Here is a 21299-nt window from a genome sequence, read left to right as displayed (position 1 = left end):
AGTAGGTTTCAGCGGCAAGAGTGCGCTGTCAGCCGACACCCGGGTACATCGACCATCCGGGTGCCGGCGGCATCGTCGGCCACGGATCGTCGCTCGCCATCGGCAGCCAGTGCGGAATCCCGGCCGGTCTCGTTGCCGCGCAGTCCTTCTGATCGGCCGTCGGTGTCGGATACAGAGCCGCGAAGTCGTAGCGCGGGGCGAACCAGCCGCCGAAGACATCGGATTCCGGTGCGCGTCGGCCACCGAGCGGACCCGTCGCCGGTTGGTCACCCGCCCGGCGGATGTCGATCTCCACCGGCCGTGGCATATCGAAACCGACGGTCCACTCCCCATCCCGTTCGATGGAACGATAGCCGTCGCGGCACAAGACGATTCGGGTCCATTCCCCCTCGTCGGTCCGGCGGAGTCCGCGGTAGAACGCGGTTCCCACCTGGCGTCGTACCGAGGACGCCTCCGCTGGATACGCGGTCACCATCTGGTCGATGTTCGACGGTGCGGCGTCGGCGAATCCGGGATAACCCCAGTCGGCCGACCGGCCGGCGTTGGCGAGTTCGAAGGATTCGGCGAAGGCCCGCACGAAAGTGCCCTCCGCGGAGTGCGGGTCCAGGACGCCGGTGGCAGTCCAGCGGAACGTGGTGTCGAAACCGGGTGGTGTGTGCGCATCTTCGAGTGCGGGCGCGCGAGCAGCGGGTTCTGCCGCTTCCGGTGCGGCGCACGCGGCGAGACCGGCGCCGGCGATCAGAGCGGCGAGGATCGCGGTGAGGCGTCGACGACGAGCGTGCGCCACGGCGATCACCCCGCTCGAGGAGTTTCGATCCGTTACCCGGCTATGTCTGCACCCTAGACACGGACGGTTGTCCCACGTGGGAATCGCGTGCACCGGAACGGCGTCGAGAAGGTCTCGAAATGGGCACGCCCGGCAGGCGCCCCCTGACGGCGGACCCCTTGCTCAGCTAACCGGCGAAAAGTGCGACGCCGACGATGAACAGGACGTACCCCACCCAGAAGAGCGCGATGAACGCCGCCCCACCGACCAGCGTCAGCACGATGGCCATGGGTACGACGCGGCGGTGTCGACGAAACACGAGTGCCACCAACAGCAGTACACCGACCACGATCCACGCGACCTGCCCGAGCATGAACGCCGCCACCAAGGCAGCCGCGACCACGGGGCCCATCGGCGAGAACCACCGCGGCCGTGAAGGTCCTGCCCCCGCCGCGCCGTCCCCGGCGTCGCTTGGGTCGTGGACATCTCGACCGCGCGCCGCGCCGAACGGTGCGGCCGAAGCGGCCAGCGCGCCCAGTGCTCCGGGGTCACCGGAACGAATCACCCACAACGGGTCGGTGACGACCGACAGCACGGTGAGTGCGGTTGAGTACAGGCTCGCCAGGAAGAGCATCCGCGCCCAGTACCACCACCAGGAAGCGACACCCATGAGCACGATTCCGGCTATCACACACCCGATCAGGATCGCAGCGTCACCGAAGCCCACCGGTTCGGCCGACGCGCCGCGATAGACACCCGACTCAAAGGCCTCGATGTCGAGATCGTCATAAGCACCGAGGACCCCCTGAACAACGAGTCCGGACACCAACCAGAGGACGGGAATCAACAGCGTGACTCCCGCCCACCAACCATCGGAGCCGAACACGGGCCGCCATCGTCGAGTCACCACGGCACCTAGTAAACCCTGACGTCGGGCGGGTCGTGTGGCGCGCCGAGCTCTGTCCCGAAGGGTTCGCGCGCGCGACCGGTATGCCGCTCAGTGTCGGGAACCGGGCCCACGTGCGGCACGTCCTCGCTTCCGATGTGTTCGGTCGCGCGCCGAAGAAGCTGTGTCATCGGCCCGTAAGGACTCCCGTTCACGTTGCGTTCGAAGAGTTCGGTCGTGGTCCCCTCGGGTGAGTGGTGATAGATCTCGATGGCAGGGTAGGGCGTCACCTGTCCGCCAACCGAGGGGATCCCTGTCGACGGATCGACAGTGATAACGCCCTGGACGCCGATGTCGATCTGGTCGGCGAGCGCCGGCTGAAACGAGTCCTTGGCGTTGTAGACGATCTTGACCGCACCGTTCCTGTCCTGACCGACGCGGACCTCCGGAATGCCCGCGCGGGGTCGTCGGTCGGTCTCCCGCTCCACCGTCGGGTTCTGGCGCACAAAGACAATCCCGGTCTCGTAGTCCACATACACCGAGACCCGGGAATCCTCGGCGTCCGCGGAGGCTGATGGCCCACGGTGGTCACCGGCGTTGGGAACTCTTCCCGGGATGCCGGACGTCTCGACGTTCACGACCTCCTCAGCCGGAATGTACAGATTCATCCGGACCACTCCCGCTCCGGGAACAGGTCGTATTCGACCGACCCGGACCACCGCTGGCGACCCTTTGCTCTCGCCGTCGTAGGTATGGGTATCTAGACCTTCGGCCAGACGCCAATCGTTCTCGGACACGGGATCTCGCTTGTACACTCGTCGAAACGCCTTCCGCTGGTTGGTCCGACGTTCGACGCTTCGACCGTCTCCGCGGATCGAAAGGTCACCATCGGCCGCGTCGATTGCGGCGGCGAGGTCGTCGTCGATCCTCTCTGCGCGGGACAGCAGGGCGCCGGCACGTCGAATCAGCGGACCGACGACGTCCCCAGCTGTTTCAGCGCCGGGACTGATCCGGAAGTCGGTCACCGAACCGTCGTCTTCCAGCACCAGCCGATGGGCGGCGATGTCGGTGCGTAGGCTCGCGAGATCGGCCTTCAGCGCGACGACGTCCGCATGTGCCTGACGCACGGCCCGCGCGACGCCGGCAATCTCGTGACCGTGCGCGTCGAGGTCCCGACGGATCTTGTCAGCACTGTTCTCCGCGGCCGCCGCCGCGTCGCCGCCCCACGCGGAGAACAGCGCCGGACTCTTCAACGGGCGTGCGACGTCGTCGCATGCAGCACGGTGCCCGGTACAGATCCGAAAGACCTCCGATATCTGATCGGGATCCCACCTGTCCACGTCGGCGAAAGTCAGGGTCATGGCAACTCGATCAGAGGTTGAGCAGCTTGGTAGCCGACGCACCGCCGACAGCGCTGTGGTCCGCTGTCAGCATGGACGCCGAAGACTCATCGGCACTGTTGTAGTGGCCGGCAGCCGCGGACAACTGGAGGCCATGTGAGTCCACCGCGACGACCAGCGAACGCACGCGTTCGTCCCACATCGAGGAGCGTCGTGCCAGGGCCACCGAACTTCTCCCGACCCATCCGGACAGGGCACCTTCCATCCTGGCCACGTCGCGCGCAAATCCCGTTCGGGCGACGTCCGCGCCGGTGACGATGTCACGTGCGACCGCCGCAAGGACCGCGATATCCGCGCTGACGCCAGCTCCTCCGATCATCAACTACCTCCACGTTCACGCGGCGGATTCCATGGGAACCGGAGCCGCAACGGATTCGAATGAGGTGACCGTAGCCCCGAATTCACGTTCTCCTGCGAAACCATCCACACGACCACAGCACCTACCGCGTCACTGGTCGCACGTGGCACATCCACGACGACTCGGCGGAGGGCACTTCGGGGTGTGCCGACCGACGTGACGCCGCCTTCGGCGTGTCGGCCTCAGCGGCCCTCACTCGCGAACGTCGATGTCCTCACCTGATGCCAAATCCCCGCACTCCACCAGGGACACAGCGCGTCCGCGCAGGTAGACCTGAGCGCCGACGTCCCCACCGATGACGTCGAGTGCAGGACCGAAGTGATCGGCGCCCAGGTACACCGGGTGCCCGGGTCGACCGTCGAACACCGCTCGCACCAGGGCATCTCGCCGTGCCCCGGCGGCGTCGACCACGCGGGCCACCGCGCCGGCACCGACGTCGGGGGTGTCGACGACCTGCAGCACCAACCCCGCCGCGTGCCGCTGTCTTCGCGCCCACCGGAGAACCGCCGAGACCGTGGCGCCGATTCCGGCTTCCCACTCCTCGACCAGGAGAACTTCGGCGCCCGCGGGTGGAACGACCTTCGCAGCACCCATGGCGACCACCACGCGGTCGCAGCCGCCGTCGCGTAACGCGGTGACCGCGGAGTCGAGCCAGGCACCCTCGTGCGCCAGGATCTTGGGCATTCCGTAGCGGGTTCCCGCACCGGCGGCGAGCACCACTCCGACGACGTCGGATGAGTCCGGAATCGATGTCCGCGCGACGTCGCTCATCGCTCCATCTTCTCCCGCCACCCACCGGTTGCGTGCGCGACATGGACTTCGCCGAGACCGTCGGGCCCGCCGCTCCTACCCTGTAGTGGTGCCAGAAGACGTAGTGGTGCCAGAAGACGACAGTGTCCGCCGATTCAATCGACTGGACGAGGTGCGGGCCGTCGCCGTTCTCCAGGAGTGCTGCAACTCCCCTGCCTGGGCATCACGCGTGGCGCGAGCGCGGCCCTTCGCCGACAGCGCGGCCCTGCTCGAGCACGCCGACCGTGCGCTGGCGGAGATCTCCGAGGCCGACGTCGACGACGCGCTGGCCGGACACCCGCGCATCGGCGAACGGCCCGACAACGCATCGTCGGCTCGGGAACAGTCGGGCGTCACCGGATCGGACGCGTCGGTGATCGCCGAACTCAGGGACTGCAACGCGGCGTACGAAGACAGGTTCGGACACGTCTACCTGGTATTCGCGAACGGCCGACCCGCCGAGGAGCTCCTCGGAATCCTCAAGCAGCGGATGCACAACGACGCCGAGACCGAACGACGGGTGCTTCGCGAGGAGCTGTCGAAGATCAACCGCGCCCGGTTGCTCCGTATGCTGGCGTCAGAACCAGAGGCCGGCAAAGGAGCCATGACATGACAGGTCTGTCCACACACGTACTCGATGCGGTGTCGGGGTCGCCGGCCGTCGGCGTCGAGGTCTCGCTACAGGACGCGTCGGGTACCGAGTTGTCCTCTGGGCGGACCGATTCCGATGGTCGCATCACCCGAGTGAACGACGACGCGCTGGTGCCCGGCACATACCACCTGGTGTTCGACACCGGAAACTGGTTTGCCGACAACAACATCAGAGGTTTCTATCCGGAGGTCGACATCTGCTTCGAGATCTCCGACGCGGACGCACACCACCACGTACCGCTGCTGCTGAGCCCGTTCGCCTATTCGACGTATCGGGGCAGCTGAAGCCGGCCGTTCAGGGGGCGATGTGCAGCCGGGCGATCTTGCCGCCTGCAGGGCGAAGACGTACCGAAGGGTGGCCGTGCCGCAGGGGAAGTCTCCGTCGATCCGCACGACGACCTGGGCTTCGGATGAGTTGACGAGCTGACCCTGCCTGCTGCTCGTGTAGGTCCATTCCGTGGACGAGCCCTGTATCCCCCGGACGATCTCCGCGGGACGACCGGGACGCCCTGCGTTCAGCATCGGGTCCAGAATCGGCGTGTGACTGGTGAGACTCGTGTTCACCACGGTCTACCACGGTTGACGAACGGGGAGGATGTGAAAGCGACTGCCGTATAACTGAATTCGGTCGACGAAGGCTGTGGAATTTCCTGACAGTCGAATGTATGGGCGAGTACAGTGGAAGCATGACCTCGATCACCGATGCGCGACACCCTGATCGCACTCGAGCCATCCACCGACCCCACCGGACGCGAGGCGCTCGAGCGATTGGATGAACTCCGCCTGCTGCGCAACGTAGTCGATCACCAGATCGCCGCACACGCAGCCGCATTCGACGCCACCGGTGCCGCCTCGAAAGCCGGCGCCACCACCCGAGGGATACTGATCGAGATCGGATTCGCGCCGACGGTTGCCCACCGCAGCATGCGAATCGGAGAGAACCTGGACACGCTACCCAAACTGGCCGACTGTGCCGCCGACGGCTACCTCTCCGCCGAATGTGTCGATGCAGTCGTCCGCGGCATCGGAGTCATCGAAAAGCGCTCCCCGCAGAACTGTCCGATGACGAACGCGCGGTGTACGAGTCGGAGTTGCTCACTCAGGCCTTCTCCGGCGCCACCCCTCCCGAGATCAACGAACACGCCCGCACCATCGGCAACCGGATCGCCGACACAGCCGACAGTGGTGTGCCCGCCGCCGAGGACGCGTCGCTGAATGCGGTGAAGTCGCGTCAGACCGACGACGGCCGCGTCGAGATCACCGCCGACGTGACGGCCGTGATCGGCGAGAAGTTCTTGACAATGATCGATGAACGTTCCTGCCCACGACCAGAACCCGACGGCGCCGACGACCGCCGTAGCCGCGAACAACGATGGGCCGACGGCTTCGAGCTACTGCTCGACCAAGCCGCTGTCGGCGCAACCCTCACCACCTCCGGCGCACCCCGCACACAGTTGCTGCTCACAATCCCGGCCGACGCCACAGACCCGGCTCGGCTGCCGTGGGTCGGACCGGTCTCCCAAGCCACCGCCAGACAGTTGTCGTGCGACGCCACGCTGAACGAGATCGTCCTCGACGGTGAAGGTGTGCCCCTGCGAATGGGTGCCACACAGCGTCTCTTCCCGCCGCATATTCGCAAAGCCGTCATCGTGCGAGACGTGTGTTGCATCAAATGCGGTGCGCCGGCATCACATACGCAGGTGCACCACATAGTCCACTGGGCCGACGAAGGCCCCACCGACCTCGACAACGGGTGCCTGCTCTGCCAGCGGTGCCACACTCAGGTCCACCACCACGACTGGGACGTCGTCATGGGACCCGACCGCCACCCCTGGCTCATCCCACCCCCCGACATCGACCCCAAACGACTCCCGCTCCCCGCCTACAACCGTCGCACCATGCGACTCGACGGCGTGCTCACGTGAGTCCTGCTCGCTGAACCGCCTGTGCGCGTACCCAGCTCGACCGTCGGTCGGGTGAGTGTCGTTCCGGGCACGGAACTCACAAGATGTTCTTTGAGAACTCAACAGTGTGAACGGCCGAGGGGCTCGGTTCGCTCAGGCGTGAACCACGCCTGAGCGAACCGATGCCCGACTTCTCAGTGGGCGCAAATTGCAGCCGATCCAGAGAACTTGCGTGGCCGGAGAGGACATGTCGGTGGTGTCCGCGCCGGTGCCGATGCGGGATGCGCCGCAGGGCACCGACCGCTTGCCGGCGGAACCGTATGCTGCATGCCAAGCAGCGACACAGACACAGACACAGACACACAGGAGCGCAGGCATGACCGGTCCACACGTCGTGCCCCTCCGCGACGACATCGCCGCCCTGCTGGACAAGTCGCGCAGGGCCCTCGTCGGCATCACCGGGCCGCCGGGCGCCGGCAAAACCACCCTCGCCCGAAAACTGCACGGGCACTTCATGTCACGCCTGGGCGGGTCGAAGGTCGGCTATCTCCCGATGGACGGCTTCCATTTGTCCGACGCCGTTCTCGAACGCCTCGGGCGCCGCAATCGTAAGGGCGCCCCGGACACGTTCGACGTCGCAGGGTTCGTCGCCACGCTTCGCCGCATCGCCGAGGGAACCGATGATGTCTACGCGCCCGACTTCGATCACACCGTCGGCGAGCCCGTCGCCGCGTCGATCTGCATCCCGTCGGACGCACGCCTCGTCATCGTCGAGGGCAACTACCTCGCGGTCGACGACGGCCGCTGGATCGAGGTGTCCCGTTTGCTGGACCGCCTCTATTACGTCGACGCCGACGACGCGGTCCGTCGGGAGCGACTGCTCGCCAGGCACATTCGCGCCGGAAAGTCCCCGACCGAGGCCCAGGCCTGGGTGACGACCGTCGACGACGCCAACGCCTCGCTGATCGCCGGCACCCGCCACCACGCCGACCTCATCGTCGACGGCAACCACTGACGAACCGGCCTTCGGCGGTGCGCACCCGGCGGCGGGACACCCTGCCCCGCCGCCGGACGAACCACATCAGCTGTCAGGTCAGCGAATCTCGATCAGCAGATCCCCGGGCCCCACCTGGGTGACCGATCCGATGGCGAGTCGTGCGACCTTGCCTCCGACGGGAGCTGTGATCGCCGCTTCCATCTTCATGGCCTCGATCGTGCCGATGGTGGCACCCACGGCAACTTCGTCGCCGACGTCCACCGACAGCGACACCACCCCGGCGAACGGTGCGCCGATGTGCTTCGGGTTGGCACGGTCGGCCTTCTCCGCGCTCGGCACCGCTGAGTCGATGCTGCGGTCGCGCACCGCGATCGGCCGCAACTGACCGTTGAGGACACACATCACCGTGCGCATGCCGCGATCATCGGGTTCGCTGACGGCCTCGAGACCGATCATCAACTCGACGCCCGGCTCGAGTTCCACACGGTGCTCATCGCCATAACGCAGTCCGTAGAAGAACTGGTTGGCCGACAGCCGGGACGTGTCGCCGTAGATCTCGAAGTGCTCCTCGAATTCCTTTGTGGGACCGGGGAACAGCAGGTGGTTGAGTCGTACCTGGCGATCTCTGCCCGGCTTGTCGAGAATGGCCTCGTCATCGGCGGAGAGCTCCACCGTCTCCGGCGCAGGCGCACGCCCCTCCAGCGCGAGGGTGCGCAACGGCTCCGGCCACCCACCGGGCGGGTCGCCGAGTTCGCCGCGCAGGAACCCGATCACCGAGTCCGGGATGTCGTAGGAACCCGGGTCGGCAGCGAAGTCCGACGCGGTGATACCGCCGCCGACCAGCGCCAGTGCCAGGTCACCGACCACCTTCGACGACGGGGTCACCTTCACCAGACGACCCAGCATCGAATCAGCCGCGGCATAGGCCTGCTCGACGGCCTCGAACCGGTTACCCAGGCCCAACGAGATGGCCTGCTGCCGCAGATTCGACAGCTGACCACCCGGGATCTCATGCGAGTACACCCGACCGGTCGGTGCCGGCAGCCCGGACTCGAACGGTGCGTACACCTTTCGCAGCGCCTCCCAGTACGGCTCCAGATCACACACGCGCGCCAGATCGATGCCGCTGTCGCGCTCGGTGTGTGCGGTCGCGGCCACGATCGCCGACAACGGCGGCTGACTCGTCGTACCCGCCAGCGGCGCCGACGCACCGTCCACCGCGTCGGCACCCGCCTCCCACGCGGCCAGGTAGGTCGCGAGCTGACCGCCGGGGGTGTCGTGGGTGTGCACGTGGATCGGCAGGTCGAAGTTGGCGCGCAACGCCGACACCAGCGTGGTCGCCGCCGGCGCGCGCAGCAGGCCCGCCATGTCCTTGATGGCGATGACGTGCGCACCCGCCTCCACGATCTGCTCGGCCAGACGCAGGTAGTAGTCGAGGGTGTAGAGATCCTCGGCCGGGTTCGACAGATCACCGGTGTAGCTCATTGCCACCTCGGCGACCGCAGTGCCCGTCTCGCGCACCGCGTCGATCGCCGGGCGCATCGCGTCGATGTTGTTGAGCGCGTCGAAGATCCGGAAGATGTCGATACCGGTCGCCGCAGCTTCCTCGACAAACGCCGTCGTCACCTTGGTGGGATACGGGGTGTACCCGACGGTGTTGGCGCCGCGAAGCAGCATCTGCAGACAGATGTTGGGGATGGCTTCGCGCAACTGCGCCAGCCGATCCCACGGGTCTTCCTTCAGGAAGCGCAGTGCCACGTCGTAGGTCGCGCCGCCCCAGCACTCGACCGACAGCAACTCCGGGGTCAGTGCCGCCACATAGGGAGCGATGTTGAGCAGTCCCGTGGTCCGCACCCGCGTCGCCAGCAACGACTGATGCGCATCGCGGAATGTGGTGTCGGTGATCCCCAGGCGCGGGCTCTCCCGCAGGTCGCGGGCGAATCCTTCCGGTCCGAGCTGCAGGAGCCGCTGGCGCGAGCCGTCCGGAGGCGAGGACAACACCGCACGCTCGACGAGGGGCAGCTTGTCGCGCGGGTACACCGTGGTCGGGCGCTCACCGTGCGGCTTGTTGACCGTGACCTCGGCCAGGTACGCGAGGATCTTGCTGCCGCGGTCCGCCGACGACCGCGAGGTCAGCAACTCCGGACGTTCGTCGATGAACGACGTGGTGACGCGGCCCGCGCGGAAATCGGGGTCGTCGAGCACGGCCTGCAGGAACGGGATGTTGGTGGCGACGCCGCGGATCCGGAACTCGGCCACCGCGCGCCGGGATCGACGCACCGCGGTCGCGAAATCCCTTCCACGGCAGGTCAACTTGACGAGCATCGAGTCGAAGTGGCCGCTCACCTCGGCACCCAGGTTGGCGCCGCCGTCGAGGCGGACGCCGGCACCTCCCGGGCTGCGGTACGCGGTGATCCGGCCGACGTCGGGCCGGAAACCGTTGGACGGGTCCTCGGTGGTGATGCGGCACTGCATGGCGGCACCGCGGATTCGGATGGCGTCCTGGCGCAGTCCCAGGTCCTCCAGCGATTCACCCGCGGCGATCCGCAGCTGCGAACTGACCAGGTCGACGTCGGTGATCTCCTCGGTCACCGTGTGCTCGACCTGGATCCGAGGGTTCATCTCGATGAACACGTGACGACCCTGCTCGTCGAGCAGGAACTCGACGGTGCCCGCACACGAGTAGCCGATGTGACGGGCGAACGCGACGGCGTCGGCGCAGATCTGCTCGCGCAACTCGTCGGACAGGTTGGGGGCGGGTGCCAGCTCGATCACCTTCTGGTGACGACGCTGCAGGCTGCAGTCGCGCTCGTAGAGGTGGATGACGTTGCCGTAGGTGTCTGCCAGGATCTGCACCTCGATGTGGCGCGGGTTGACCACGGCCTGCTCGAGGAACACCGTCGCGTCGCCGAAGGCCGCCTCGGCCTCGCGTGAAGCCGCCGCGATCGCCTCGGCGAGATCGGCACGTTCCCCGACGCGTCGCATACCGCGGCCGCCACCGCCGGCGACCGCCTTCACGAACACCGGGAACTGCATGTCCTCGGCGGCGGCGATCAACTCGTCGGGATCCGACGACGGCGCCGAGCTCGCCAGCACGGGGATACCCGCTGCGCGCGCGGCCGCCACAGCTGTGGCCTTGTTGCCCGTCATCTCCAGGATGTCAGCACTCGGCCCGACGAAGGTGATGCCGGCCTCGGCACACGCCGCGGCCAGCCCCTGATTCTCCGACAGGAACCCGTAGCCGGGGTAGATCGCATCGGCACCACACCGGACTGCCGCACTGACGACTTCGTCGACCGAGAGGTATGCCCGCACCGGATGCCCCGGCAGACCGATCTGGTACGACTCGTCGGCCTTGAGCCGGTGCACCGAGTTGCGGTCCTCGTACGGGAACACTGCCACCGTCCGCGCGCCGAGCTCATAGGCGGCGCGGAACGCGCGGATGGCGATCTCGCCGCGGTTGGCGACCAGAACCTTGTCGAACATCGTGGTGTTCTCTTTTCTCTCACGCCTGCGCCGGTCCGGCGCGTGCTCGCCTCATTCGCACAATCGCGGTGGAGACCGTGCGAACAATCCGCCCAACAACTCTGATGAGCTCATTTCCCGGATGCCGATGACGTATTCGTCACGAACACCTCAAGTCGTGATCCTACCCACCCTCTCCGGGCGCCCCGCACCCCCCTCGTACCGGTCTTCACAGGTTCGAACATCAAGTTTCCGACCGCAATTCGACGCGCCGCGACACACTCGCCCGCGGTCACCCTCCCCTCGATTCCGTGGTCCAATTCCGTTGCAGAACAATCGAAACGAAAGCCGTTGCAGAGGAGCCGAGAAACGCTCTCATTCGTGTTCACACAATGTGAGATCAAAGGTGCGCAGAATGCCGGAAGCCGATCGATCGCTCCGTCGGATTACCGACCGAACGCTCCGTATCGGCTACAGTCTTTCGCCGATCCCGGGCCCGCCGCACGCTTTTGGTCGCGCACCGTCACGCGGCTAGCGTCGTCGGCACCATCACGATCAGGGAGGGCCATCACCGTGGGCTTCACACGCTTCGTCGCCGTGGGCGATTCATTCACCGAGGGCGTCGGCGATCCCGACCCGACCCGGCCCAACGGCCTGCGTGGCTGGGCCGACCGCGTCGCCGAGCAACTCGCCGCGGCGCACGACGGCTCCGGCGGTGAGTTCACCTACGCCAACCTCGCCATCCGCGGACGGCTGCTCGACGAGGTCATCGCCGAGCAGGTCGACGCCGCGGTCGCCCTGGAACCCGACCTCATCACCGTCTACGCCGGCGGCAACGACCTCATGCGCCCCACCCTCGACCTCGACGCACTCATCGCCCGGTACGACGCGATGCTGGGCGAGCTGGTGGCCACCGGCGCAACAGTCGTCGTCTTCACCGCCTACGACACCGGGTGGGCTCCGGTGTTCCGCATGTTGCGCGGGCGAATCGCGATCTACAACGAGCTTCTCCGCGCGGTCGCCGAGCGCCACGGCGCGCTCGTCTGCGACTTCTGGCGGATGCGGGGCTACGACGACTACCGCATGTGGGACACCGACCGCCTGCACATGTCGACGCTCGGACACACCCGCATGGCAGCGCAGGTCCTCGACGTCCTCGGCGTCGACCACGACATCACCACCGAGGTCCTCGCCGAGGCAGCCGCAGCGACCCGCAGGCAGCAGCGACGGCAGAACGCCGAGTGGGCGCGCACGTTCCTCGGGCCCTGGGTGATGCGCCGCGTCCGCGGGGTGTCCTCGGGTGACGGGCTCACCCCGCGGTGGCCGGAACCGATCGCCGCAGCCGACCTGCGTCAGCGCGCGTTCGCGGCCGCGGGCCCCGATGCGAACGTTCTCACCGAAGCCCCGCGCGATACGCTCGGGGTTCGACCTGTGTGAGGAACGTAGATGATCGTGACCAGCCGGATGACGGCGTGACCAGCCGGACCGATGCCGGCGGAATGACCGACGACACCCCGGATCTCCCGCCGCCCGACGTCTCGCGCCCCGATCCCCCGGCCGAGAAGCCGCACCCGCGCGCCGCCGTCGCCGTGCTCTGCCTCGCGGGCATCGTGGTGGCGCTGATGCAGACGATCATCGTGCCGCTGATCCCCCAGCTTCCGGCGCTGCTGGATGCCGACGCCTCGGACACCACCTGGGCGATCACCATCACACTTCTGGTCGGCGCGGTGGCCACGCCGATCGGCGGCCGCATCGGCGACATGTACGGCAAACGGCTCGCGATCCTGGCGAGTCTCGGATTCGTCGCGATCGGGTCGGTCGCCTGCGCGGTGTCCACCTCACTGCCGTTGTTCATCGTCGGACGCGGATTGCAGGGCCTCGGCTTCGGCATCATCGCTCTGGGGATCAGCGTCATGCGCGACATCGTCCCGCCGCGCCATCTCGCCTCATCGGTGGGCACGATGAGTGCCTCACTCGGTATCGGCGGCGCGCTGGGCCTACCGTTCGCCGCGGTCATCGCCCAGCACGTCAGCTGGCACGCGCTGTTCTGGTCGTGCGCGGGCGCGGCCGCGCTGGCCGCCGTGGGTGTCGCGCTGACCGTCCGGTCGTCCGCGACACCGTCGCGCGGGCGTTTCGATGCGCTCGGCGCCATCGGCCTCGCCGCCGTCCTGGTCTGCCTACTGCTGCCCCTGTCGAAGGGCGCCCACTGGGGTTGGGCCAGCCCGCTCACACTCGGCATGCTGGGCGGTTTCGTGGTGCTTCTTGCCCTGTGGATCATGGTGGAACTCCGGCGGAAGAACCCGTTGATCGACATCCGCATACTCGGTAGGCGCCCGCTACTGCTCACCAACCTGGCCTCGATCGCCACCGGCTTCGCCTTCTACGCCATGCAACTCATCCCCATCCAGTTGCTCATGGCGCCGACGAGCAGCCCCGACGGGTTCGGATACGACATGGTCCACGCCAGCCTCATCCTGGCTCCGAGCGGCCTGATCATGTTCGCGTTCTCCCACATCAGCGGACGGATCAACGCCGCCTTCGGCGCGCGCATCTCCCTCGCACTCGGCGGGGTCATCATCGGCGCAGGCTACGTCGTGTTCATCATCGGACTCGCCGGACCGTGGGATCTGACGTGGATCCACATGCTCGTCATCGCCTGCTGCATCGGCGCTGGCCTGGGTATCGCCTACTCGGCGATGCCCGCACTCATCATGCAGTCGGTGAGCGTGGAGCAGACCGGTGAATCGAACGGCGTCAACGCGTTGATGCGGATCATCGGTACGTCCACCTCCGCCGCGGTCGTCGGCATGCTGCTGACGTGGTCGATGATCTCGGTGACCGATGCCGACGGCGAGGTCGTCGCGGTACCGATGGCCGACGGGTATCTCTGGGCGTCGGGCATCGCCCTGGTGATGTGTGTGGTCGCCTCGGCGGTCGCGCTCGCGATCCCGTCGCGCCGCGATTTCACCGAAACCTCCGTCTGACACCGGACCTCACGCGCGGACACCCACCTCTCCATGACCCGGGGCACATCGAGATGCGCACGTGCCCCGATGCACGTAGCGTGACGCCGTGGCTTGCCGAACGATCAACGAGAACCCATGCATCCGCACACCTGCGATCGGTTCGATCGAGCCCGGCGAGCCAGCCGACCTCGTACTGTGGGACACCTCCGCCGTCGCACACCGCGACGCCGAACAGACAACGACCGCCGTCGCGCCGCAGCACCGACGCCTTCTCGACAAGGCACGATGATGGATCTCACCGCCGTCTCCCATTACCGCTTCGCGCGGACCCGCGACGAGGTGTTCCCCGCCCCCGGTGAGCAACTCGTCGCCGGCGGCACCTGGGTGTTCTCCGAACCGCAACCGGCCACCACCGGCCTCGTCGACCTCAGCGAGATGGGTTGGGCGCCCATCGAAGAACTCGCCGACGGCGGGCTCCGCGTCGCCTCGACCTGTACGATCGCCGACCTCGTCGCACTCCCCCCACGACCCGGTTTCACCGCGCACCCGCTCTTCGCCCAGTGCGCAAATGCGCTCCTCGCGTCGTTCAAGATCTGGAACATGGCGACTGTCGGCGGCAACATCTGCCGGTCGTTCGCGGCCGCCTCCATGGTGTCACTGGCCGTCGCGCTCGACGCGACCGCACACGTCTGGAATCCCGACGGCGCCGACCGCGATCTGCTCGTGTCCGACCTGGTCATCGGCAACGGCATCAACATCCTCGGACCCGGGGAAGTGTTGCGTGCCATCGACTTCCCGGCCCACGCACTCCGCGCGCGCACCGGTTTCCGCAAGATCGCGCTGGCCGAGCTGGGCCGATCGGGAGCGGTCGTGACCGGACGCATCGACCTCGACGGTTCCACCACCTACGGGATCACCGCCGCCACCGAGTGGCCCACGGTCCTGCGCTATCCCGCACCACCCACCGCCGATCAGTTGCGCAACGACATCACCGCGGCGAGCGGCTATTACACCGACCCATTGGGTTCGGCCGACTGGCGGCGCGGGGTGTCGGCGGTCCTCGCCGAGGAGATCCGCGCCGACTTGTCCGGTGCGACACAATCGACGACACAGGGGTCGTGATCAGCATGGGGATCGAGTTCAGCGCATGAGGTTGGAGATCAACGGCGAGACTGTCGACGCCGAACCCGCTGCCGGGCAATGCCTTCGGATGCTGCTGAGGGAGCACGCCCACTACGAGGTGAAGAAGGGGTGCGACGCCGGCGATTGCGGCGCGTGCTCGGTACTCGTCGACGGACAACCCGTCCACTCCTGCATCTATCCCGCCCGGCGTGCGAGCGGGAAGTCGGTGACCACGGTCGCCGGACTCGGCACACCCGACGATCTGCATCCGGTGCAGCAGTCCTTCGTCGACAACTTCGGCTTCCAGTGCGGGTTCTGCACCGCGGGGATGATCGTGACCGCCTCGACGGTCACCCCCGAACAGCTCGGCGACCTCCCCCGCAGGATGAAGGGGAACATCTGCCGCTGCACCGGTTACCGGGCCATCCGCGACTCGATCTGCGCGGCCGTGGCGCCTGCGCCGACACCGCCGGCCACGCACACGCCCGCCCCGCCCGCCCCACTGGTGGGCACGTCCGTCAACCCCCTGGCCGCGCGACGCGTGGTGACCGGCACCGAGCCGTACACCTTCGACGTCCCCACCGCCGGTTCACTGCACATCCACGTGCTGGGGTCACCCCACCCGCATGCGCGGATCACCGCCATCGACTCCGCCGACGCCGCGGCACTGCCGGGCGTCGAGGTCATCCTGACGCACGAGAATGTGACCACCGCAAGGTTTTCCACCGGGCGGCACGAGAGCAGGCTCGAGGATCCGGACGACACCCTCATCTTCGACCCGGTCGTGCGGTTCGTCGGCCAGCGGGTCGCGGCGGTGGTCGCATCGTCGCCTGCTGTCGCCGCCCAGGCACTGCAGCTGATCGACGTCACCTACGAGCTGCTGCCCGCTGTCTTCGATCCGGAGGAGGCCCGCACCCCCGGCGCCCCGCTCGTCCACCCCGATCGCACCCCCGCCGACCGCGTCGCCGAGGCCGACCGCAACGTGGTCGCCGCCTTCCACGAGGGTTTCGGCGGAGACGCCGACGCCGCTCTGTCCACGTCGGCCGCCACCGTGCGCGGTACCTGGAGCAGCGGCCGGGTCTCCCACGCACAGTTGGAGACCCACGGCTCCATCGGCTGGATCGACGAACAGGGACGCCTGGTCATCCGGACCAGCACGCAGGTCCCGTTTCTCGTACGCAACGAGCTGGCGTTTCTCTTCGATCTGCCGGCCGAGCGGGTGCGGGTGTTCAGCGCACGGGTCGGCGGCGGCTTCGGCGGAAAACAGGAGATGCTCACCGAGGATCTCGTCGCGCTCGCCGTCCTCCGCACCGGCAGACCCTGCGTCTATGAGATGACCCGCACCGACGAACTGACCCGCACAACCTACCGACATCCGATGAAAGTCACCATCGATGTCGGCGCCGACGCCGACGGTCGGCTCACCGCCCTGAAGGTGGATGTGTTGTCCGACACCGGGGCCTACGGCAATCACGCGATCGGCGTGATGTTCCACGCCTGCGCGGAATCGGTCTCGGTGTACAACTGCCCGGTCAAGCGGATTGATGCGGAGGTCGTCTACACCAACAACCCGCCCTCCGGCGCCTTCCGCGGATACGGGCTCGGCCAGGTCGTCTTCGCCGTGGAGAGTGCGATGGACGAGCTCGCCATCCGACTCGGGATCGACCCCTTCGAGTTCCGGCGACGCAATGCCGTCGCCGACGGCGATCCGCTCCTCATCGCCCGAGCCGAACCCGAGGTGGACCTGGTGTACGGGAGCTATGGCCTCGACCAGTGCCTCGATCTCGCCGAGCAGGCCCTCTCCCGCGGCAACGGCGTCGCGCCGCCGGCGGGCGACCGCTGGCGGATCGGTGAGGGCATGGCCATCTCCGCGATCGCCACGATGGCGCCGCGCGGGCACCTGTCGAGCGTCACCGTCGCGGTCGACGCCGCCGGGACCTATCACGTGGGCGTCGGGACCGCGGAGTTCGGCAACGGCACCACGACGGTGCACGCCCAGATCGTCGCCACCGCCCTGTCCACCCGGTTGGACCGCATCTCGCTGTGGCACGGCGACACCGACGCCGCGACCCACGACACCGGCGCCTTCGCCTCGGCCGGCACGACGGTCGCGGGCAAGGCCGTCCACGGCGCGTGCCTGGCCTTGCGCGACACACTGATCGCCGCCGCGAGCCGGCTGACCGGCGTCGCCCCCGACCAGATCTCCCTGGGTGCCGACGGCGCACTCGTCTCCGGTGGCGTGGTGGGTTTCGCGGACCTGATCGCCGCTGTCGACGACCGCCACCGGGTGGATCACCCTGCCGGGCAACGAGCCATCGCAGCCGGCGAGGAACGCGGCGAGATGCGGTCCATCGCTTTCAACGTCCAGGCGTTCCGCGTCGCGGTCGACGTCGCGACCGGCACCGTCGCCATTCTGCAGTCGGTCCACGCGGCGGACGCGGGCACCGTCATGAATCCGGCTCAATGCCGGGGTCAGGTGGAAGGTGGCGTCGCGCAAGGCATCGGCACCGCACTGTACGAAGAGATCATGCTCGACGACAACGGCGCACCGCTGACCAAGGTGTTGCGCACCTATCGCGTTCCCCAGATGGCCGACGTCCCGTTCACCGAGGTCTACTTCGCCGACACCGCCGACGAACTCGGCCCGTTCGGGGCCAAATCGATGTCGGAGTCCCCCTACAATCCTGTTGCGCCCGCGCTCGCCAACGCCATCCGACGCGCCCTCGACGTCCGTCCGTACGAGACGCCGATGTCGCGAGACCGGATCTGGCGGCTCACACACCCCGAATCGGCAGACGAACGATTCACATAAAGCCTCGGTAAATAGACATTCAATAGCTCGTAAATGATTCTTTGAATACTTGGTAATCACACGCGATCAACGAATCAAAATTTGAGAACACAATTGGGACCCAACGTCCAGTGGTTTCGGCGGAAATCCTGCGAAATCGCCTCGACAAGACGCACACTCCTCATTATCCGAGAAGTCCAGAGGAGGGCATCATGACACACACTGCACCCGTAGACGAGGGCGGAACCCTGTCTGCCAAGCAGGGAATCGCCGCGGGGACGTCCATCGGCGCGGCGATCATCCTGATAGTCGTCGGTGTCGTCCAACTCGCACAGGGCATCGCGGCGGTCGCCGAAGACGAGGTCTTCATCCGCGGCGTCGATTACGTCTACAAGTTCGACTTCACGACCTGGGGCTGGATCCACATCGTGTTGGGCGCCATCGCGATCATCGTCGGCGCCGGACTCACCAGCGGTGCCGGCTGGGCCAGATTCACCGCCATCGTGATCGCCGGCCTGTCCATCATCGCCAACTTCCTGTGGCTGCCGTACTACCCGTGGTGGTCGATCCTGATCATCGCACTCGATGTCGTCGTCATCTGGGCAGTGTCGACCTGGAACCCCACGGCCGACTACCGCTGACTCCGAACAGCGCCATCGGGAGCACGGAAACCCGCTGAGGGCGACCAGAATCCGACAAGGGGTTCCTCGATCACACCTCCGAACGCGCCGAACTCGAGCAGCTGCGCGCGGAGGTGGCCGCCGTGGCCGAGGCGATCCTGGTGAGCAACGATCTCTACGCCACCAACGACCTCGCCGGGCTGGGACGCCGTAATCGCATCGACTCCGGGCTGCTCGGCGTGGTCACCGGTTCGGTCGCCGACACCCGCCAGGCCGTGGGCTTGCTCCGGCGCGGCCACGGGCAAGGACTCGAACCGCGCATGGCGACAGAGGTCGTCGTCCATGCCGACGCCGCCGAGATCCCGGTCGGCATCGACGGCGAGTCGGTGCGACTCCGGACCCCGCTGCGCTGCACCATCACCCCGGGTGCGTTGCGGGTTCGTGTGCCTCGGGAGCGTCCCGAGATCCGCGTCGCGCCGGCGCAACTCGACTGGGTCCGGCTACGGGATCTGCTCCGGTAGCGGATCGGCGCCGGTGGAACCACGGTTCCGGTACGCCTCGACGGCCGACTCGACCGAGGGGTAGAACCGTGATTCGTCGAACCGGTCGTCGACTTCGAACAGGATGAGTTTGTCCTTGATCGGACCCTTGAGCTCCGCGAACACCAGACGGACCGACGACGACTCGAGCGACCGGTCGAGATCGACGAGTTCGTCGACGGCGGTCGTGTCCAGGCCGGTGATGGGTTCCGCCGCGACGATGACCCAGTCGACCGGCGACTCGCGCCGCGCCACCGTCTCCCGGATGTGCCCGGCGAAGATCTTGCCGTTGGCGAAGAAGAGCGGCGCGTCGAAGCGGACCAGCACCAGCCCGGGAATACGGTGCCCCTCCGGATGCCGATCGACATCGTGGAACCCGCTGTCCCCCAGGTCCACCAGCTCGGTACGGTACGGCTGCCAGGCGTGCGCCACCACTGCGACGAAGGACAGTCCGATCGCGACCAGGATGCCCTGGAGAACACCCACGAGCGCGACGCCGACGAATGCCGCCGCCGCCAGGCCGAATTCGATCTTGCTCAGCCTCCACACCCGGACCACTCCGGGTATGTCGATGAGCGCGGTCGCCGCGACGATGACGACCGCCGCCAGCGTCGCATCGGGCAGATAGGCGGTCACGCCGGGAGCCACCAGCACGAACACCAGCACCGCGACCGCACCCACGACGCCCGCGAGTTGGGTACGCGCACCGGCCTGTTCGGCGACCGGTGTTCGGGAACCGCTCGCCGAGATGGGGAATCCGCCGAACAGCCCACTGGCGATGTTGGCCGTGCCGATCGCCTTCATCTCCGTGCTGCCGTCGACATCCTCGCCGTGCCGGGCGGCGAAGGTCCGCGACAGCACCCCGGAGTCGGCGAAAGCGATCAGCGCGATTCCCGCGGCAGGTCCGACGAGGGACAGCACGTCGTCCCAGTCGATGTTGCCGTACTGCGGCAGGGGTAGTCCCGCCGGCAGGGCGCCGACCATCCCGATGTCGTCGTCGAGTCCGACCAGGGCCGTCACCACGATCGAACCCACCACCGCGACAAGAACTCCCGGTATCCGCGGGAGCCAGCGCTGGAAGGCCATGATGACGACGAGACAGGCGATCCCCATCGCGGCAGCGACCGTCTCGACGTCACCGCTCACCACGGACGTGACGATCTCACCGAACTCCTCGAACAAACCCGGGGCGTCGACCGAGAAACCGAGCAGCTTCGGCAACTGGCCCACGATGACGATGAGCGCTATCGCGTTCAAGTAGCCGAGTCGCAGCGGCTTGGACAGGAGCTCGGTGACGAAACCGAGCCGGAGAAAGCCGCCCAGGACGAGAATGGCACCGACGAGCACGGCGAGGATCCCGGCGAGGGCGAGTGCATCCTCCGGGTCACCGACCGCGGCCAGCGGCAGCACCGCCGCGGCGATCAGCGGCGCGAGCGACGAATCCGGGCCGAGCACAAGGATCTTCGACGGTCCGACCAAGGCATATGCAAGCAGCGGCACGATCGTCGCCCACAGGCCCGCATACGCCGGCAGCCCTGCGGCCTCGGCGTATCCCATCCCGGCGGGGATGAGCAGCGCAGTGAGCACCAGCCCGGCGGTGACGTCGGTACGAAGCCATTCGCGCTTGTATCCCCGGGCCGTCGCGAGACCCGGAAGGCGCCAGAGCGCCGACCCGCCGCCGCTCATGCGAGTGCTCGCCGAGGTGCGACAGCAGACACCGCGGGCGCCCCTGCGGCGCGCCTCCGCCGACGGATCACCTTCTCTGCCTCCACGACCGCCGGGATGATCAGCGACCAGCCTAGGCAGGCCAGCCACTGACCACCGGTCAACGACGTGGTCTGCAGGACGTCCTGCAGAAAGCCGAGTTCGACGGAGAAGACGGTGACGACCACCGGGATCGACAAGATCTTCAGTGCACCCAGGATGGGCGGCGACAGCCCCTGTTGCCGGTCGGAACCCAGCGCCGCGATGACGGCCTCGGCGTCGAGGCAGTGCCACGCCGCTTCGTCGGCGTCGCTCGTCGGGTGCGCCGATCGCGGCACGGG

General features: G+C 67.4%; 15 protein-coding genes and 3 pseudogenes. 10 read left to right on the top strand and 8 right to left on the bottom strand.

The window, feature by feature from the left end; translation table 11 throughout:
- Positions 1 to 28 precede the first annotated feature (28 nt).
- The 5 genes from H1R19_RS08835 to H1R19_RS08815 form a co-directional block, all read right to left on the bottom strand.
- Positions 29 to 796, bottom strand: a complete 768-nt coding sequence (locus H1R19_RS08835; protein ID WP_244970920.1) for a hypothetical protein — start codon at positions 794 to 796, stop codon at positions 29 to 31.
- A 157-nt stretch (positions 797 to 953) separates the two neighbouring features.
- Positions 954 to 1652, bottom strand: a complete 699-nt coding sequence (locus tag H1R19_RS08830) for a hypothetical protein (protein ID WP_219851229.1) — start codon at positions 1650 to 1652, stop codon at positions 954 to 956.
- A 29-nt stretch (positions 1653 to 1681) separates the two neighbouring features.
- Complete coding sequence (locus H1R19_RS08825; protein WP_219851228.1) at positions 1682 to 2677, bottom strand: hypothetical protein; 996 nt, start codon at positions 2675 to 2677, stop codon at positions 1682 to 1684.
- Positions 2678 to 3023: 346 nt separating this feature from the next.
- Positions 3024 to 3371, bottom strand: coding sequence for a WXG100 family type VII secretion target (locus H1R19_RS08820; protein ID WP_188331540.1), 348 nt, complete (start codon positions 3369 to 3371; stop codon positions 3024 to 3026).
- Positions 3372 to 3602: 231 nt separating this feature from the next.
- Positions 3603 to 4181, bottom strand: coding sequence for a nucleotidyltransferase family protein (locus tag H1R19_RS08815; protein WP_188331541.1), 579 nt, complete (start codon positions 4179 to 4181; stop codon positions 3603 to 3605).
- Between the two features lie 85 nt (positions 4182 to 4266).
- Between H1R19_RS08815 and uraD the strand changes: the two genes are divergently transcribed.
- The 4 genes and pseudogenes from uraD to H1R19_RS08795 all read left to right on the top strand — a co-directional run bounded on the left by uraD (position 4267) and on the right by H1R19_RS08795 (position 7769).
- Positions 4267 to 4812, top strand: a complete 546-nt coding sequence (gene uraD / locus H1R19_RS08810; RefSeq protein WP_188331636.1) for a 2-oxo-4-hydroxy-4-carboxy-5-ureidoimidazoline decarboxylase — start codon at positions 4267 to 4269, stop codon at positions 4810 to 4812.
- Positions 4809 to 5135 (top strand): hydroxyisourate hydrolase, encoded by a 327-nt coding sequence (gene uraH, locus H1R19_RS08805; RefSeq protein WP_188331542.1) that lies wholly within the window; start codon positions 4809 to 4811, stop codon positions 5133 to 5135. The genes uraD and uraH overlap by 4 nt, the downstream gene beginning before the upstream one ends.
- Before the next feature lie 401 nt (positions 5136 to 5536).
- Positions 5537 to 6775 (top strand): annotated as a pseudogene (locus H1R19_RS08800) (HNH endonuclease signature motif containing protein).
- A 355-nt stretch (positions 6776 to 7130) separates the two neighbouring features.
- The gene (locus H1R19_RS08795; RefSeq protein WP_219851227.1) at positions 7131 to 7769 is read left to right on the top strand and encodes a nucleoside/nucleotide kinase family protein; all 639 of its coding nucleotides are present in this window, start codon (positions 7131 to 7133) and stop codon (positions 7767 to 7769) included.
- 78 nt (positions 7770 to 7847) lie between these two features.
- Here the strand turns inward: H1R19_RS08795 and H1R19_RS08790 are convergent, their stop codons facing one another.
- Positions 7848 to 11237 carry a pyruvate carboxylase gene (locus H1R19_RS08790; protein ID WP_219851226.1) on the bottom strand — a complete coding sequence of 1130 codons (3390 nt, stop codon included), beginning with the start codon at positions 11235 to 11237 and terminating at the stop codon, positions 7848 to 7850.
- Between the two features lie 552 nt (positions 11238 to 11789).
- Here H1R19_RS08790 and H1R19_RS08785 point away from each other — a divergent pair.
- The 6 genes and pseudogenes from H1R19_RS08785 to H1R19_RS08760 all read left to right on the top strand — a co-directional run.
- Complete coding sequence (locus H1R19_RS08785) at positions 11790 to 12653, top strand: SGNH/GDSL hydrolase family protein (protein WP_188331545.1); 864 nt, start codon at positions 11790 to 11792, stop codon at positions 12651 to 12653.
- A 35-nt stretch (positions 12654 to 12688) separates the two neighbouring features.
- Positions 12689 to 14200, top strand: coding sequence for an MFS transporter (locus H1R19_RS08780; protein WP_244970919.1), 1512 nt, complete (start codon positions 12689 to 12691; stop codon positions 14198 to 14200).
- Between the two features lie 270 nt (positions 14201 to 14470).
- A complete protein-coding gene (locus tag H1R19_RS08775) occupies positions 14471 to 15304 on the top strand; it encodes an FAD binding domain-containing protein (protein ID WP_219851225.1) in 834 nt (277 codons plus the stop codon).
- Positions 15305 to 15329: 25 nt separating this feature from the next.
- Positions 15330 to 18116, top strand: coding sequence for a molybdopterin-dependent oxidoreductase (locus H1R19_RS08770; RefSeq protein ID WP_219851224.1), 2787 nt, complete (start codon positions 15330 to 15332; stop codon positions 18114 to 18116).
- 191 nt (positions 18117 to 18307) lie between these two features.
- On the top strand, positions 18308 to 18736 hold the full coding sequence (locus H1R19_RS08765) for a DUF7144 family membrane protein (protein WP_188331548.1): 429 nt from the start codon (positions 18308 to 18310) through the stop codon (positions 18734 to 18736).
- 128 nt (positions 18737 to 18864) lie between these two features.
- A pseudogene (locus H1R19_RS08760) lies at positions 18865 to 19236 on the top strand (diacylglycerol kinase); the annotation flags it as partial.
- Here H1R19_RS08760 and H1R19_RS08755 read toward each other — a convergent pair.
- Both H1R19_RS08755 and H1R19_RS08750 read right to left on the bottom strand, forming a co-directional pair.
- A complete protein-coding gene (locus H1R19_RS08755; protein WP_219851223.1) occupies positions 19216 to 20940 on the bottom strand; it encodes a SulP family inorganic anion transporter in 1725 nt (574 codons plus the stop codon). The pseudogene H1R19_RS08760 and the gene H1R19_RS08755 sit on opposite strands and share 21 nt — an antisense overlap.
- Positions 20937 to 21206: pseudogene (locus H1R19_RS08750) on the bottom strand (cation transporting ATPase C-terminal domain-containing protein); the annotation flags it as partial. The pseudogene H1R19_RS08750 and the gene H1R19_RS08755, both read right to left, overlap by 4 nt.
- Positions 21207 to 21299 lie beyond the last annotated feature (93 nt).

Source organism: Gordonia jinghuaiqii, assembly GCF_014041935.1.
GTDB lineage: Bacteria > Actinomycetota > Actinomycetes > Mycobacteriales > Mycobacteriaceae > Gordonia > Gordonia jinghuaiqii.
This window is presented reverse-complemented; position numbering and strand designations above follow the sequence as displayed.